This window comes from Herbaspirillum sp. GCM10030257 (genome assembly GCF_042666555.1).
Classification (GTDB): domain Bacteria; phylum Pseudomonadota; class Gammaproteobacteria; order Burkholderiales; family Burkholderiaceae_D; genus Noviherbaspirillum.
On record NZ_JBHTDH010000008.1, the window covers coordinates 47433 to 62592 of the forward strand.

General features: G+C 57.5%; 13 protein-coding genes. 1 reads left to right on the forward strand and 12 read right to left on the reverse strand.

What is annotated here, in order from left to right; genetic code table 11:
* Positions 1–15: 15 nt before the first annotated feature.
* The 9 genes from lpxC to glpD all read right to left on the reverse strand — a co-directional run bounded on the left by lpxC (position 16) and on the right by glpD (position 10263).
* Complete coding sequence (gene lpxC, locus ACFQUU_RS13995; RefSeq protein ID WP_382248088.1) at positions 16–951, reverse strand: UDP-3-O-acyl-N-acetylglucosamine deacetylase; 936 nt, start codon at positions 949–951, stop codon at positions 16–18.
* Between the two features lie 133 nt (positions 952–1084).
* A complete protein-coding gene (gene glpK, locus ACFQUU_RS14000) occupies positions 1085–2569 on the reverse strand; it encodes a glycerol kinase GlpK (RefSeq protein ID WP_382248090.1) in 1485 nt (494 codons plus the stop codon).
* Between the two features lie 120 nt (positions 2570–2689).
* Positions 2690–4414 carry an ABC transporter substrate-binding protein gene (locus tag ACFQUU_RS14005; protein ID WP_382248092.1) on the reverse strand — a complete coding sequence of 575 codons (1725 nt, stop codon included), beginning with the start codon at positions 4412–4414 and terminating at the stop codon, positions 2690–2692.
* Between the two features lie 79 nt (positions 4415–4493).
* Complete coding sequence (locus ACFQUU_RS14010) at positions 4494–4778, reverse strand: DUF2160 domain-containing protein (RefSeq protein WP_382248094.1); 285 nt, start codon at positions 4776–4778, stop codon at positions 4494–4496.
* Position 4779: 1 nt separating this feature from the next.
* Positions 4780–5586, reverse strand: coding sequence for a carbohydrate ABC transporter permease (locus ACFQUU_RS14015; protein WP_382248096.1), 807 nt, complete (start codon positions 5584–5586; stop codon positions 4780–4782).
* On the reverse strand, positions 5583–6452 hold the full coding sequence (locus tag ACFQUU_RS14020) for a carbohydrate ABC transporter permease (RefSeq protein ID WP_382248098.1): 870 nt from the start codon (positions 6450–6452) through the stop codon (positions 5583–5585). The genes ACFQUU_RS14015 and ACFQUU_RS14020 overlap by 4 nt, the downstream gene beginning before the upstream one ends.
* 1 nt (position 6453) lies before the next feature.
* Entirely contained in the window at positions 6454–7539 is a 1086-nt protein-coding gene (locus tag ACFQUU_RS14025) for an ABC transporter ATP-binding protein (protein WP_382248100.1), read from the reverse strand.
* Positions 7527–8642 carry an ABC transporter ATP-binding protein gene (locus ACFQUU_RS14030; RefSeq protein ID WP_382248102.1) on the reverse strand — a complete coding sequence of 372 codons (1116 nt, stop codon included), beginning with the start codon at positions 8640–8642 and terminating at the stop codon, positions 7527–7529. The genes ACFQUU_RS14025 and ACFQUU_RS14030 overlap by 13 nt, the downstream gene beginning before the upstream one ends.
* Before the next feature lie 85 nt (positions 8643–8727).
* Positions 8728–10263 (reverse strand): glycerol-3-phosphate dehydrogenase, encoded by a 1536-nt coding sequence (gene glpD / locus ACFQUU_RS14035; RefSeq protein WP_382248104.1) that lies wholly within the window; start codon positions 10261–10263, stop codon positions 8728–8730.
* 158 nt (positions 10264–10421) lie between these two features.
* On the opposite strand from glpD, the gene ACFQUU_RS14040 reads away from it, so the two are divergent.
* Positions 10422–11183, forward strand: coding sequence for a DeoR/GlpR family DNA-binding transcription regulator (locus ACFQUU_RS14040; RefSeq protein ID WP_382248106.1), 762 nt, complete (start codon positions 10422–10424; stop codon positions 11181–11183).
* 766 nt (positions 11184–11949) lie between these two features.
* On the opposite strand, the gene ACFQUU_RS14045 is transcribed toward ACFQUU_RS14040, so the two are convergent.
* The 3 genes from ACFQUU_RS14045 to ftsA all read right to left on the reverse strand — a co-directional run bounded on the left by ACFQUU_RS14045 (position 11950) and on the right by ftsA (position 15159).
* The gene (locus tag ACFQUU_RS14045) at positions 11950–12456 is read right to left on the reverse strand and encodes a peroxiredoxin (RefSeq protein ID WP_382248108.1); all 507 of its coding nucleotides are present in this window, start codon (positions 12454–12456) and stop codon (positions 11950–11952) included.
* Between the two features lie 177 nt (positions 12457–12633).
* The gene (ftsZ, locus tag ACFQUU_RS14050) at positions 12634–13821 is read right to left on the reverse strand and encodes a cell division protein FtsZ (protein WP_382248110.1); all 1188 of its coding nucleotides are present in this window, start codon (positions 13819–13821) and stop codon (positions 12634–12636) included.
* A gap of 105 nt (positions 13822–13926) precedes the next feature.
* Positions 13927–15159 (reverse strand): cell division protein FtsA, encoded by a 1233-nt coding sequence (gene ftsA, locus ACFQUU_RS14055; RefSeq protein ID WP_382248112.1) that lies wholly within the window; start codon positions 15157–15159, stop codon positions 13927–13929.
* Between the last annotated feature and the right edge of the window lies 1 nt (position 15160).

Sequence of the window (15160 nt, forward strand, 5' to 3'; positions counted from 1 at the left end):
AATTGGAAACCGATGCTAGTTGAAAGCCCACTCCTGCCCAGTCTGGCGTGCGTAGGCGCGGGGTGCAGCGGCATCCGAGTCAAACGTGACGATATCGTACGCTTCAGGATGTGCCAGCAGTTCGCGCAATAGCAGGTTATTCAGCGTGTGGCCGGACTTGTGCGCGACATAGCTGGCCAGCAATGGATGACCGACCAGGTACAAATCGCCAATCGCGTCGAGAATCTTGTGACGCACAAACTCATTGTCATAGCGCAGGCCATCGGCATTCAGGATTCGGTACTCGTCCATCACGATCGCGTTTTCCAGCGAACCGCCGCGCGCCAGTCCCATGCCGCGCAGGGTTTCAACATCCTGCATGAAGCCGAAGGTACGCGCACGCGCGATCTCTTTTACATACGATTCGATAGCAAAATCGACTTCGGCAGTCTGTCCGGTGGCATCAACCGCGGGATGATTGAATTCGATGAAAAACTTGAGGCGAAATCCGTCATACGGTTCGAGACGTGCCCACTTTTCCTGGGCGCCCTGGCCCTCGCGAACTTCGACTGGTTTTTTAACCCGGATGAATTTCTTGGGGACATTCTGTTCCTGCAAACCGGCCTGCTGCAGCAGGAAAACGAAGGATGCGGCTGAGCCGTCCATAATAGGAATTTCTTCGGCGGTGACGTCGACGTAAAGATTGTCGATGCCAAGTCCCGCGCAGGCGGACATCAGGTGCTCCACCGTCGATACGCGCGCGCCGTCGCGGTCGAGGACCGAGGCCATGCGGGTATCACCTACTCCAGTTGCGCTTGCCGGAAGGTCAACAGGAGGATCGAGGTCGACGCGGCGGAAGACAATGCCGGTATCCGGCGCTGCCGGGCGCAACGTAAGTTCGACCTTGGTGCCGGAATGGAGTCCGACGCCAATGGTTTTTACAAGCTGTTTGACGGTACGTTGTTTGAGCATTGTGGAAGTATAGCAACTAACCCACGGGTCAATTGTTTAGAGATGTAACCTTTGTTGGGGTTACACCACGCTATTTCCATCTTGGTCATTATCCAACGTCAGCGTTTACCTTCCAATGGGCAAGCAGTCAGTCTCACTCCAGCCACTGCTGAGAGCGCTGCACCGCACGTCGCCACTGATGCATTCTTTGCCCACGCTCATCCTGCGACATCTGTGGTTCAAAACGCTTTTCAACTTGCCATTGCGCGGCGATTTCTTCCTGAGACTGCCAGTATCCAACTGCCAGCCCTGCCAGATAAGCCGCGCCCAACGCGGTCGTCTCGGTCACCATTGGACGCACCACCGGAACCCCAAGAATATCCGCCTGGAACTGCATCAGCAGGTCGTTGCGGGCCGCACCGCCGTCAACACGCAATTCGGTCAACTGGATCGCCGCATCACGCTGCATCGCTTCCAGTACATCTGCGCTCTGGTAAGCGATACCAGCCAGTGTTGCGCGCGCGATATGCGCGCTGGTGGTGCCGCGACTGATGCCGACGATGGTACCGCGCGCATAGGCATCCCAGTACGGTGCACCCAGACCGGCAAATGCTGGCACAAAAAACACGCCCCCCGTGTCCGGCACGCTTTGCGCCAATGCTTCGACCTCTGCCGAAGTCTTGATGATGCCAAGACCATCGCGCAGCCACTGCACTGCTGCACCAGCGTTGAAGACACTGCCTTCCAGCATGTAATCGGTTTGCTGACCGAGCGTCCAGCCTACCGTTGTCAGCAAGTTATTGTGCGAGGTGATTGCCTGCTTGCCGGTATTCATTAGCATGAAGCAACCGGTGCCATAAGTGTTCTTCGCCATGCCGGGCTGATGGCAAGCCTGGCCAAAAGTGGCGGCTTGCTGGTCGCCCGCAATGCCCGCAATCGGAATTTCCCGGCCCAGCAGCTCAGCTGCACAATGCCCGACGATGCCGCTGCCCGGCACGACCTGGGGCAGCAGACTCGTCGGTATATCGAGCAGGGCAAGCAGTTCTTCATCCCACTGCATACGATGGATATTGAACAGCAAGGTGCGCGAGGCATTGCTGGTATCTACGACATGCTTGCCGCAGAGCTTGAAGATCAGCCATGAATCGACGGTGCCGAACGCAAGCTCACCATGTTCCGCACGTTGTCGCGCACCGGGCACATTGTCGAGCAGCCATTTGAGTTTGGTGCCCGAAAAATAAGCGTCGAGCACTAGCCCGGTCTTTTGCTGGAAGATGGGTTCCTTGCCTTGTTCGCGCAAGGCGTCGCACAGTCCGGCGGTGCGGTGATCCTGCCAGACGATTGCATTGGCGACGGGCTCGCCGGTAGCGCGATCCCACAGTACCACCGTCTCGCGCTGATTGGTGATGCCAATGGCGGCAATATCCTCGGCAGCAACGCCAGTGTCCTTCAGTACTTGCTGCGCCACCGTCAGCTGGCTGCTCCAGATTTCATTGGCATCATGTTCAACCCAGCCCGACTGAGGAAAGATCTGCCTGAATTCCTGTTGGGCGATGCCATGCAAACGGCCGCCGTGATCAAACAGAATGGCGCGCGAACTGGTTGTGCCCTGGTCAAGGGCGAGTATGTATTGGGTCACCGTGAGGCCTCCATCACTAAACCGGGTACGAATGCCGGATACAAATGCAACACCCGGACCCAAACGGCCCGGGTTAAAAAAAGCGCGGCAAGCGCCGCGCCTTTCCTGAAGTGCATGATATTACTTCACACGTCCTTCTTTCCATGCCTGAAGCAGCTTGTCATAGGCAATCGTCTCACCCTTTGGCTTTTCGTTCGCCAGCTTCTTCCACGGTGCGCCGGTATCGGACAGATACTTGTTCGGATCACCCTTGGCATTAAGCTTTGGTGCGCAAGCCTTCATGCCGGCACGCTGCAGACGCGCCATCACCTGGTCCATTTCCTCGGCCAGGTTATCCATCGCTGCCTGCGGTGTCTTTTCGCCGGTGACGGCAGTGGCGACGTTTTTCCACCAGAGCTGTGCGAGCTTCGGATAATCCGGAACGTTGGTGCCGGTCGGTGTCCATGCCACGCGAGCCGGACTGCGATAAAACTCGATCAGGCCGCCGTACTTCGCTGCGTTCTTGGTGAAGTATTCATGACGAATGTCGGAGTCGCGCACAAAGGTCACACCGACAATCGATTTCTTCAGCGAGGTCGTCTTCGCATTCACGAACTGTGCATACAGCCATGCTGCGGCCTTGCGGTCATCCGGCGTCGACTTGAAGAAGGTCCAGGAACCGACGTCCTGATAACCATTCTGCATGCCTTCTTTCCAGTACGGGCCATGCGGACCGGGCGCCATGCGCCACTTCGGTGTGCCATCCTGGTTGATCACGGCGGCAGCCTTGGTCATGGGTGCGGTAAACGCGGTGTACCAGAAAATCTGCTGGGCGATTTCGCCTTGGCCCGGTACCGGACCAGCCTCGGAGAAGGTCATGCCGTTGGCTTGCGGCGGCGCGTACTTCTTCATCCAGTCGACGTACTTGGTCAGTGCATAGACGGCCGCCGGCGAGTTGGTTGCGCCACCACGCGACACAGATGCGCCAACCGGCGTGCACTTGTCGTCTGCAACGCGGATGCCCCACTCGTCGACCGGCAGGCCATTCGGAATTCCCTTGTCGGCGGTACCGGCCATCGATAACCACGCATCGGTAAAGCGCCAGCCGAGCGACGGGTCTTTCTTGCCGTAGTCCATGTGGCCGTAAATCTTCTTGCCGTCGATTTCCTTCACATCATTGGTGAAGAAGTTGGCGATGTCTTCGTAAGCAGACCAGTTGACCGGCACGCCGAGATCATAGCCATACTTTGCCTTGAACTTGTCCTTCAGGTCCTTGCGCTCGAACAGGTCGGCACGGAACCAGTACAGGTTGGCAAATTGCTGGTCGGGCAGCTGGTACAGCTTGCCATCCGGTGCGGTGGTGAAACTGGTACCGATGAAATCCTTGATGTCGAGATTCGGGTTGGTGAAGTCCTTGCCCTTGCCTGCCATGTAATCGGACAGTGGCTCGATCGCGCCATAGCGATAGTGGGTGCCGATCAGGTCGGAGTCGGAAATCCAGCCGTCGTAAATGCTCTTGCCGGACTGCATGGATGTCTGCAGCTTTTCGACCACGTCACCTTCCTGGATCAGGTCATGGTTGACGGCAATGCCGGTGATTTCGGCAAAGGCTTTGGCCAGTGTTTTGGATTCATAGACATGGGTATCGATGGTCTCCGATACCACGCTGATTTCCTTGACGCCTTTGGCTTTCAACTTCTCGGCCGCGGCGATAAACCATTTCATCTCGTCGAGCTGTTGCTGCTTGCTCAATGTGGATGGCTGGAATTCCTGGTCGACCCATTTTTCGGCAGCCTTCATGTCCGCCCAGGATGCGCCTGAGGCAAGCATTGCCGCAGCCGCTAATGCTGTCAGTTTCAGTCTCATATCTCCACCTTTTTATGCCTTCCCCTGGACAGAAGCACAGGATGGCGGGAAAGGTACCCATCCTGTGCCGCGGCGTGGGTCACCCCCAGCGCATCACAATCAACAACACCACGAATCCGATGACCGCGCCAATCCACTGATCGAGCTCGGTAAAACCGGCCCAAGCCAGATTGACATAGGCGGCGGCGAGCAAGCCAATGAACAAGCGGTCGCCGCGCGTCGTACTGATCGGCAGAAAACCCTTGCGCTCCACGGTCGGCAAACGCACCTGCCAGAGAGTCATGCCGAACAGCATCAATACGATGGCAGTAAAGAAGATGGCAACCGGCGGTGTCCACGCCATCCATGCAAACGTGTTTTCCATTTCACACCCTTCCCATGGCAAAGCCCTTGGCGATGTAATGCCGGACGAACCAGATCACCAGCGCGCCAGGCACGATTGTCAATACGCCTGCTGCGGCAAGCACGCCCCAGTCCATTCCGGCCGCCGACACGGTGCGCGTCATGGTGGCCGAAATCGGCTTGGCGCTCACTGAGGTCAGCGTACGTGCCAGCAGTAGTTCGACCCAGCTGAACATGAAGCAGAAGAATGCCGTCACACCGACACCCGACTTGATCATCGGCAGGAAAATTTTCACGAAAAATTTCGGGAAGCTGTATCCATCGATGTAAGCGGTTTCGTCGATCTCTTTGGGGATGCCGGACATGAAGCCCTCAAGGATCCATACCGCGAGCGGCACATTGAATACCATGTGCGCCAACGCGACTGCCAGATGCGTGTCCATCAACCCTACCGTTGAATACAACTGGAAGAACGGCAGGAGAAACACCGCAGGCGGCGTCATCCGGTTGGTCAGCAACCAGAAAAATAGATGCTTGTCGCCAAGGAAGGAGTAGCGTGAAAACGCATACGCCGCCGGCAAGGCCACCAGTACCGACAACACCATATTGATCGCGACATAAATGATCGAATTGATGTACCCGTCATACCATGACGGGTCGGTAAAAATTGTCTTGAAGTTGTCGAAGGTGAGATTGTTCGGCCACATCGTCAATGCACCAATGATTTCTTCATTGGTTTTCAACGACATGTTGAGCATCCAGTAGATCGGCAGCAGCGACAGCAGCAGGTAAATTACGAGTATGGGTGCCGTCAGGCGTTTGCTCATCATTTTTGGTCTCCCGTTCCCACGCGCTGCATCCAGTTGTAGAGCACGAAGCAGAACAGCAGGATGATCAGGAAATAGATCAGTGAAAACGCCGCTGCCGGTCCAAGATCAAACTGGCCAACGGCCTTCTGCGTCAGGTATTGCGACAGGAAAGTCGTCGCGTTGCCAGGACCGCCGCCAGTCAGCACGAATGGCTCGGTATAAATCATGAAGCTATCCATGAAGCGCAGCAGCACGGCGATCATCAATACATTGCGCAGTTTGGGCAATTGTATGAATCGGAACACCGCCCACCGCGAAGCGCCATCAATGCGTGCCGCCTGGTAATACGCATCCGGAATGGCACGCAAACCTGCGTAGCACAACAGGACCACCAGCGGCGTCCAGTGCCAGATATCCATGACTAGAACGGTGACCCAGGCATCGATGGAATCGCCAGTGTAGTTGTAGTCCACCCCAAGGCTGTTGATACCATAGCCCAGCAAGCCGATGTCGCCGCGACCAAAGATCTGCCAGATGGTGCCGACGACGTTCCAGGGAATCAGCAGCGGCAAGGCGATCAGCACCAGGGACATCGATGCTTTCCATCCTTGTGCGGGCATCGCCAGCGCGATCAGGATGCCAAGCGGAATTTGTATCGCCAGCACCGACAGCGAAAACAGCATCTGGCGATACAGTGCGCCATGCAGTTCCCCGTCGCGCATCACCAGCCTGAACCATTCGGTGCCCACGAATACTTTTTGCGTAGGCCCCAGAATGTCCTGTACCGAGTAATTGACGATGGTCATCAATGGCAGGATCGCGGAAAACGCGACACAGAGGATCACGGGCAAAATCAGGAACCATGCGCGGTTGTTATAGGTTTTCATGTCATGCCACCCGCTTGTCGTTGACGTAGTAAAGAGTGCGGGCTATCGGCAGGTGCAACCACACCTTGTCGCCAGCTGCTGCGCTCAGGTGGCGCAGTTTGGCAAACACGGTATGGGCACCGACCTGGAACTCGCCAAGGCAGTGTGTGCCGAGATTGCGTACCGCTGTGACAGTCGCGGCAGCGGTTCCCGGCTGTGCATCGAACATCGGCTCGACAAACTCCGGACGAATGCCGAGGGTGATCTTGCCGTCGGCGCCGCGCAGCACCGACGCCGCGGCGGGCGCAAGCGGAATGGCACTGCCATCAATATGCGCAAGGCCATCACGAACGGAGCATGGCAACAGATTCATGCCGGGATTGCCGATGAAATAGCCGACGAAGGTATGGGCCGGTTCTTCAAACAGTTCCTGGGCACTTCCCGCCTGCACCACCTCGCCCTGCGTCATGACCACCACCTTGTCGGCGAACGTGAGCGCTTCCACCTGGTCATGCGTGACGTAAATCAGCGATAACTTGAGTTCATGGTGGATTTCCTTGAGCTTGCGGCGCAACAGCCACTTCAGGTGCGGATCGATCACCGTCAGTGGTTCGTCGAACAGTACCGCGGCCACATCAGGGCGCACCAGACCGCGACCGAGTGAAATCTTTTGCTTCGCATCAACGGACAGGCCGCTGGCGCGATGCTTGAGGTCAGGAGTCAGCTCCAGCATTTCGCCGATCTGATGCACGCGCTTGTTGATGTCCGCGGTTTTCCAGCCCCGGTTACGTAAGGGAAAAGCGAGGTTATCGAACACCGTCATGGTGTCGTAAATCACCGGGAATTGAAACACCTGGGCAATATTGCGCGCCTCGGGGGGCAGTTCAGTGACATCCTTGCCATCGAACAGGACCCGTCCGTGCGACGGGCGCACCAGCCCGGAAATGATATTGAGCAGTGTGGTCTTGCCGCAACCGGAAGGACCCAGCAACGCGTAGGCGCCACCATCGTCCCATTGCATATCCATTGGGCGCAGCGCGTAATCGCTCGGCTGCGAAGGATTCGGCCTGTAGGCATGCGCCAGTTCCTTGAGTTCTATGCGGGCCATGCTTGTGCTCCTGCCGGAATGTGGGTTGGTGCGAATAACAGCGCACCATCTGCTGCGAAGAGGAACAGGTCCCCGGGGCGGCAGTACATGCTGCAGCGCGATCCGATTTCAAGATCGTGCACGCCGGGCAGTTGCGCAACCAGTGCTATCGGTCCCCGATGTACGTGTATGTAGGTCTCCGATCCGCTGATCTCGGACAGGTCTACCTGCGCATCGATCGCGACGTCGTCGGGATAGCGTGCGGCAAGCCGAAGACTGTGTGCACGCAGGCCAAGCATCACCTGTTTGTGGCCGGACGCCTTTTGCAATTGCTCCGGATTAAGACGAATGGCGAGGTCGCCATCGAGATGCGCGGTTCCATCGCCGTTGATGCTGGCCGACATCAGATTGATTGGTGGATCGCTGAATGTCCGTGCGGCCTGGATCGAAATCGGTGTATTGAATACATCAACCGTTGGCCCGCTCTGCAACAGCCTGCCCTCATGCAGCACAGCGACGTGACCGCCGAGTTGCAATGCTTCCAGCGGTTCGGTAGTCGCATAAACGACCGTGGTACGGCCTTCAGAAAACAATTCGGTGAGTTCGCGGCGCAGTTCTTCGCGCAGCTTGTAGTCCAGGTTGACCAGCGGCTCGTCGAGTAACAGCAATCCGGCATCCTTGATCAGTGCGCGTGCGAGCGCGGTGCGCTGCTGCTGGCCGCCAGAGAGTTCAGCCGGCGACCGCTGCAGGTAAGGTGTGATGTGCAGGCGTTCCGCCATGTCATGCACACGCTTCCTGATTTCGGCTTCGGGTACACGCTTGATGCGCAGCGGCGACGCGATATTCTCGAATACCGTGAACGATGGATAGTTAATGAATTGCTGGTACACCATAGCCAGATCGCGATGGCGGACGGATATGCCGGTGACATCCTTGCCGTCGGCGATTACATGGCCGGTGCTCGGGCGGTCGAGCCCGGCCATCAGCCGCATAAGGGTTGTCTTGCCTGCCCGGGTTGTTCCGAGCAGGACATTGATGGTCCCCGGTACCAGCGAGAACGACAACGGATAGATGTGATCTTCCGCGCCATATTTCTTGCTGACGTTTTCCAATGCTAGAAGCACGCTGTCTTCCTCCTAAAAATCCCTATGCGCCGTTGTTATCGCCGTTGTTATACTTATGGCGCAGCTTGACGGGCTATTCCTGCATCTATGCGACTGCCCGACCGGTATGCATCCAGGCGTCGAGCTTTGCTTCCGTGCCTGCGGGTACATGCAGGCCGAGCTTTGAACGACGCCAGAGGATGTCGGCGGCGGTAGCCGCCCATTCATGCTCCATCAGATAATTCACTTCCGCGACATACAGACCGGGTCCGATTTCTTCGCCCATGTCACCTATACGTGTACGCCCCGACAGCAGGACATGGGTGCGTGTGCCATAAGCGCGGGCGTAACGCGCGACCAGCGGCGCCGGCAGCCATGCATATTTCATCTGCAATTCCTGCACGAAGCGGTCGAATTCGAGCACTGCACGATTGTTCGGCTTGCTGCCGAACAAGTCGCCACCCGGCATGCAAGCATCAGCGGTCCATGCACCTTTTTGTACAGAAAGTTTAGGCGCGATCATGTCGACCGCTTCTTCAGCCAGCTTGCGGAAGGTAGTGATCTTGCCGCCAAACACGGATAGCAGCGGTGCCCCATCCTCATCCAGTTCGAATCGGTAATCACGCGTCACAGCCGATGCGCTCGCGGCTTCGTCTTCCACCAGTGGTCGCACACCGGAATAGGTCCACACCACGTCCTGCGGCGTGATGCCTTTTTTGAAGTAGCGATTGGCCAGTTCGCATAGGTAAGAAATTTCCTGCTGGTCGATTTCGACCTTGTTCATGTCGCCCTGGTAATCAATATCCGTCGTTCCTACCAGCGTGAAATCCTGCTCATAGGGAATGGCGAAGACGATACGGCTGTCCGGATGCTGAAAGATGTACGCATACGGATGGTCGAACAGGCGCTTGACGACAATATGGCTGCCTTTGATCAATCGCAGCGACTTGGCTGACGGTCGCTGTGCCGCAGTCTGCAGGAAGTGAGCGGTCCAGGGACCTGCTGCGTTGACCAGGCATTTCGCCCTGGCGTTGATCGTGGACCCGTCGGCAGTCCGCAGTTGCGCTATCCAGCGGTCGCCTTGGCGTTGTGCGGATTCGCATCGGGTGCGGGTAAATATCTTCGCGCCTTTTTCAGCAGCATCGACCGCATTCAGTACAACCAGGCGCGCGTCCTCGACCCAGCCATCCGAATAGACGAAACCGCGCGTAAATTCCGGTTTGAGCGGCTCGCCGACAACATGCCTGCGCAGATCGATGCCTTGGGAACCTGGCAGGATTTCCCGCTTGGCCAGGCTATCGTAAAGAAACAGGCCGGTGCGAATCATCCAGCCCGGCCGCTGCCCTTTATCGTGCGGCATGACAAAGCGCAGCGGCCACATGATGTGCGGGGCGGAGCGCAACAACACTTCGCGTTCGATCAACGCCTTGCGCACCAGGTTGAATTCGTAATATTCAAGATAGCGCAATCCGCCATGGATCAGCTTGGTCGACGCCGAGGAGGTATGCGCGGCGAGATCATCTTTTTCGCACAAGACTACGGACAATCCACGACCTGCCGCATCACGGGCGATACCGGCACCATTGATGCCGCCGCCCACGATAAGCAAGTCGCAATCCAGTATGTGCCGGCTATTTTCCATGCGGTAATCGCCTTCGAAGTGTATTCTCGGTAAGATAACTGTGCGTAAGATACGACAATGTACGAACTCAAATCAACACAAATTTTGATTTTATTTTTTCGTTTGTGTTCGTTTAAAATGAGTTTAGAGGTTTCGCAATTGTTTACCGGAGATAACGAATGACTCTTAATCCACGTCAAAGACGCTTGCTGGAAGTAGTTCGGCAGCGAGTGACGATGTCGGTCGAGGAGCTCGCGCAAGAACTGGATGTGACACCGCAAACGGTGCGGCGCGATGTGAAACAAATGGAAGAAGCGAAACTGCTGGCTCGGTATCACGGCGGCGTGGGACTGCCTTCGTCGGTGGAGAACATCGACTACAGCCAGCGACAGGTGATGAATATCGATGCCAAGCGGCGCATCGCAGGGGCGGTTGCCAAGCAGGTGCCGCCGGGATGTTCCTTGCTGATCAATATCGGAACCACCACCGAGGAAGTAGCCCGCGCGCTTTCACATCATCATGGCTTGCACGTGGTGACCAACAATCTGAATGTCGCGGCAATACTGGCCGACAACCCGCAGTGTGAAGTGATCATTGCCGGCGGCGTGGTGCGTGGGCGCGACCGAGGGATCGTGGGCGAGGCAACGATCGATTTCATCCGGCAGTTCAAGGTGGATATCGGGATTATCGGGATTTCGAGTATCGAGGCGGATGGGACTTTACGTGACTTCGATCCGCGTGAGGTGAAGGTGGCGCAGGCGATTATCGAGCAGTCGCGGGAGGTCTGGCTGGTGGCGGATCGGGATAAGTTTGGACGGCAGGCCTTGGTGAAGATGGCGAATTTGTCGCAGATTGATATGTTGTTTACGGATGCGAGGCCGCCTGAGGCGTTGGCGAAGGTGTTGAAGGAGGCGCATGTGAAGGTGGTGGTGGCGCCTTGAAGAGGGGTGTTGGGGTGTTGGGGTGTTGGGGTGTTGGTTTTTTTCTTCGGTGATTCTGGTCTGTTGACTCTCCGTGGATGCTAGCCGGGACTGGCCCCGGCGGGCCACTTACCTTCTTTGCTTCGCCAAAGAAGGTAAGCCAAGAAAGGCGACCCCGGTTCAGCCGCCCTTCGGGTTCCCAAAAGAGCAGTGCCGCAAGCGGGAAGCGCAGAACTCGCCTGCGGCTCAGACAACTGCGCTTCTTTATCCGCTTACGGCACTGCTCTTTTGGCGTCTGCACAGGGGATTTTCAACCCATCCCCGCCCTAGCCCTCCCCTTGAAGGGGAGGGAACGTTCTTGATAATGGAGAGTGAGCCGGCTGTATCACCGGCTGCAGAAAGCAGTGTCAGCAACAGGCACCAAAGTGAGCGCAACGCAAACCGGCAATGCGATGCGCAGCGAGCGAGCCGAAGTTCCCTCCCTTTCAAGGGGAGGGTTAGGGTGGGGATGGGTTTAAAAATGCCCCTGTGCAGACGCCAAAAGAGCGCGGGCCAAAACGGATAAAGAAGCGAAACCTGTCTGAGCCGCAGGCGAGTTTGTTTCGCTTCCCGTTTTGGCCCGCGCTCTTTTGGGAACCCGAAGGGCGGCGAACCGGGGTCGCCTTTCTTTGCTTCCTTTCTTTGGCGAAGCAAAGAAAGGAAGTGGCCCGCCGGGGCCAGTCCCGGCTAGCATCCACGGAGAACTAACCGACCAGCATCACCGAAGAAAAAACAACAAAACCAACCATCACCCCAGTTGCCCCACCAGCGTCTCCGCATTCGAAACCTCAAACTTCCCCGGTTCCTCCACATTCAACTGCTTCACAACCCCATCCTCCACCAGCATCGAATACCGCTGCGACCGCGTCCCCATCCCAAACTTGCTGAAATCCGCATCCAGTCCCAACGCCTTCGAAAACGCCGCATTGCCATCCGCCATCATCCGCACAGTCCCGGTCGCTTTCTGATCGCGCCCCCAGGCACCCATCACGAAAGCATCATTCACCGAAATGCACCAGATTTCATCCACGCCCTTGGCTTTCAGCTCGGCAGCGTGCTGGATATAACCCGGCACATGCTTGGCCGAGCAAGTCGGTGTATACGCTCCCGGCAAGCCGAAAATCGCAATCTTCTTACCCTTGACAAGGTCGCTGACATTGAACGTGTTGGGGCCGAGCGAACAGCCTTCCGATTCGACTTCGATGAATTCCGACAAAGAACCTTCCGGCAGGCGGTCGCCGATCTTGATAGTCATGGTGTGTCCTCGTATCTGATGTGATATCTGATGTAGTTTGGCAGGTTTGCCGCGGCGCGTGGCGCCAAAGAAAACGCCGCGCCGCCCGTTTGCACGAGGGGCGCGGCGTTCAAACCGCAGTATGCCTTGTTATTGCCTTTCTTGCACCGAACCGCGAGCGGACCGGTGCAATCAGGATCAGTCAGCCTGCTTGCGCAGGAAGGCCGGGATGTCGTAGGTTTCCATGCCGTTCTTTTCCAGCGCACGCACGGTATCCGATGCCGACTCGCGACGCCATACCGCCGGCTTGCTCAAGCCTTCGAACGAACCGGACGGCTGTCCCGAACCGTGACCCATCATGCCGGTGTTCTGCATGATCGGCTCATTGTGCGTACCGGTGCGCAGCATCGGTGTCTGCACCAGCTGCACGTTCTTGCGCGCACGGCCGAGGCCGGTGGCAACCACGGTCACGCGGATGTCGTCGCCCATGGTGTCGTCGTAGGCGATACCCTGCGCAATCGAAGCGTCCGGTGCGGCAAACGCGCGCACGGTGGCCATGACTTCCTTGATTTCCTTACCCTTGAGATTGCGGCTGGCAGTGACGTTGACCAGCACGCCGCGCGCGCCGGACAGGTCGATGCCGTCGAGCAGCGGCGAAGCGACTGCCTGCTCCGCAGCGATACGCGCACGATCCACGCCAGACGCGGTCGCAGTACCCATCATCGCCTTGCCCTGCTCGCCCATGATGGTCTTGACGTCGTTGAAGTCGACGTTGATGTGGCCCGGCACATTGATGATCTCGGCAATACCGGCAACCGCATTGTTCAGCACGTCGTCGGCATGTTGCAGCCATTCGATCATGCTGTCGTCTTCGTAGATCTCTTCCAGTTTTTCGTTAAGGATGACGATCAGCGAGTCAACGTGACGCGACAGGGCTTCCAGGCCTTCGTCGGCGATTTCCATGCACTTCGCGCCTTCATACGAAAAAGGCTTGGACACGACCGCAACGGTCAGCGCACCGAGCTCTTTCGCAACTTCAGCAACGATCGGTGCAGCGCCGGTGCCGGTGCCGCCGCCCATGCCGGCAGCGATGAAGACCATGTGCGCACCACGCAGGGCATCTTCGATACGAGCACGCGATTCTTCGGCCAGCATGCGGCCGACTTCCGGTTTCATGCCGGCGCCGAGTCCAGTCTCGCCGATCTGGATGATGTTGTTGGCTTTCGAGGCTGCCAGTGCCTGCGCGTCGGTATTTGCCGCGATGAATTCAACGCCGGATACGCCTTTGTTGATCATGTGTTGCACTGCATTGCCGCCCGCTCCGCCGACGCCGACGACCTTGATCACCGTGCCGAGGTTTGCGTTATCGATCATATCGATTTCCATGATGACTCCCTTAGATGATGATGCAGTTTTCAGTCGTTAGTCACCACGCGGTGTGGCGACTAGCAACTGCAAACTGCGTTGTTTCACAAATGACGTTTTTGATTTCTAAAAATTACCCAGGAACCACTCTTTCATGCGCTGCCATACGGCCTTCACCGATCCATCCTGGCGAGTGACGATGTGTCCGCGCAAGTACTGCTTTTTTGCTTCCAGCAACAGGCCGAGTACCGTCGAATAGCGGGGGCTTCGCACCACATCCGCCAACTGACCGCTGTACTCGGGTACACCCAATCGTGCGGGCTTCAGGAAAATGTCTTCCGCCAGCTCGACCATACCCGGCATCATTGAAGAGCCGCCGGTCAGGACCAGTCCTGACGACAGCACTTCTTCGTAACCCGACTCGCGCACGACCTGGTGCACGAGTGCAAACAATTCTTCGACGCGCGGCTCGATCACGGCGGCCAGCGCCTGGCGCGACAGGCTGCGTGGCCCACGGTCGCCAAGACCCGGCACTTCGAGCGATTCGCCCGGATCGGCCAGCACCTGCTTGGCGACGCCGTAACGCAGTTTGATTTCTTCGGCTTCGGCGGTCGGCGTACGTAGCGCCATCGCGATGTCGTTGGTGATCTGGTCGCCGGCGATCGGAATCACCGCCGTGTGACGGATCGCGCCTTCGGTAAAGATCGCGACGTCGGTGGTGCCGCCACCGATGTCGATCAGCACCACGCCGAGTTCCTTCTCGTCCGGTGTCAGCACTGCATCGGCCGATGCCATCGGCTGCAGGATCAGATCGGATACTTCGAGGCCGCAGCGGCGCACGCACTTGACGATATTCTGTACCGCCGACACCGCGCCGGTGACGATATGCACCTTTACTTCCAGGCGGATGCCGCTCATGCCGATCGGCTCGCGCACGTCGTCCTGGCTGTCGACGATGAATTCCTGCGGCACCGTATGCAGCAATTGCTGGTCAGTCGGGATGTTGACCGCCTTGGCGGTTTCGATCACGCGCGCAACGTCGGTTGCTGTGACTTCCTTGTCCTTGATGGCGACCATGCCACTGGAGTTGAAGCTGCGGATGTGACTGCCAGCGATGCCGGTATAGACGTTCTTGATCTTGCAGTCGGCCATCAGCTCGGCTTCTTCGAGGGCGCGCTGGATCGATTCCACGGTGGCTTCGATGTTGACCACCACGCCTTTCTTCAAGCCCTTTGACTCGTGCTGCCCGAGCCCGATGACCTCATGCCTCCCGTTAGGCATTACTTCGGCAACCACCGCCACCACTTTCGAGGTGCCGATGTCGAGGCCGACGATCAGATTTTTTGCGTCTTTTGTCATA

Bases quoted from the DNA above. Each gene is read 5' to 3' on its own strand.
- lpxC (WP_382248088.1), bottom strand. From the start codon at position 951: ATGCTCAAACAACGTACCGTCAAACAGCTTGTAAAAACCATTGGCGTC.
- ACFQUU_RS14005 (WP_382248092.1), bottom strand. From the start codon at position 4,414: ATGAGACTGAAACTGACAGCATTAGCGGCTGCGGCAATGCTTGCCTCA.
- ACFQUU_RS14010 (WP_382248094.1), bottom strand. From the start codon at position 4,778: ATGGAAAACACGTTTGCATGGATGGCGTGGACACCGCCGGTTGCCATC.
- ACFQUU_RS14015 (WP_382248096.1), bottom strand. From the start codon at position 5,586: ATGATGAGCAAACGCCTGACGGCACCCATACTCGTAATTTACCTGCTG.
- ACFQUU_RS14020 (WP_382248098.1), bottom strand. From the start codon at position 6,452: ATGAAAACCTATAACAACCGCGCATGGTTCCTGATTTTGCCCGTGATC.
- ACFQUU_RS14025 (WP_382248100.1), bottom strand. From the start codon at position 7,539: ATGGCCCGCATAGAACTCAAGGAACTGGCGCATGCCTACAGGCCGAAT.
- glpD (WP_382248104.1), bottom strand. From the start codon at position 10,263: ATGGAAAATAGCCGGCACATACTGGATTGCGACTTGCTTATCGTGGGC.
- ACFQUU_RS14040 (WP_382248106.1), top strand. From the start codon at position 10,422: ATGACTCTTAATCCACGTCAAAGACGCTTGCTGGAAGTAGTTCGGCAG.
- ACFQUU_RS14045 (WP_382248108.1), bottom strand. From the start codon at position 12,456: ATGACTATCAAGATCGGCGACCGCCTGCCGGAAGGTTCTTTGTCGGAA.
- ftsZ (WP_382248110.1), bottom strand. From the start codon at position 13,821: ATGGAAATCGATATGATCGATAACGCAAACCTCGGCACGGTGATCAAG.
- ftsA (WP_382248112.1), bottom strand. From the start codon at position 15,159: ATGACAAAAGACGCAAAAAATCTGATCGTCGGCCTCGACATCGGCACC.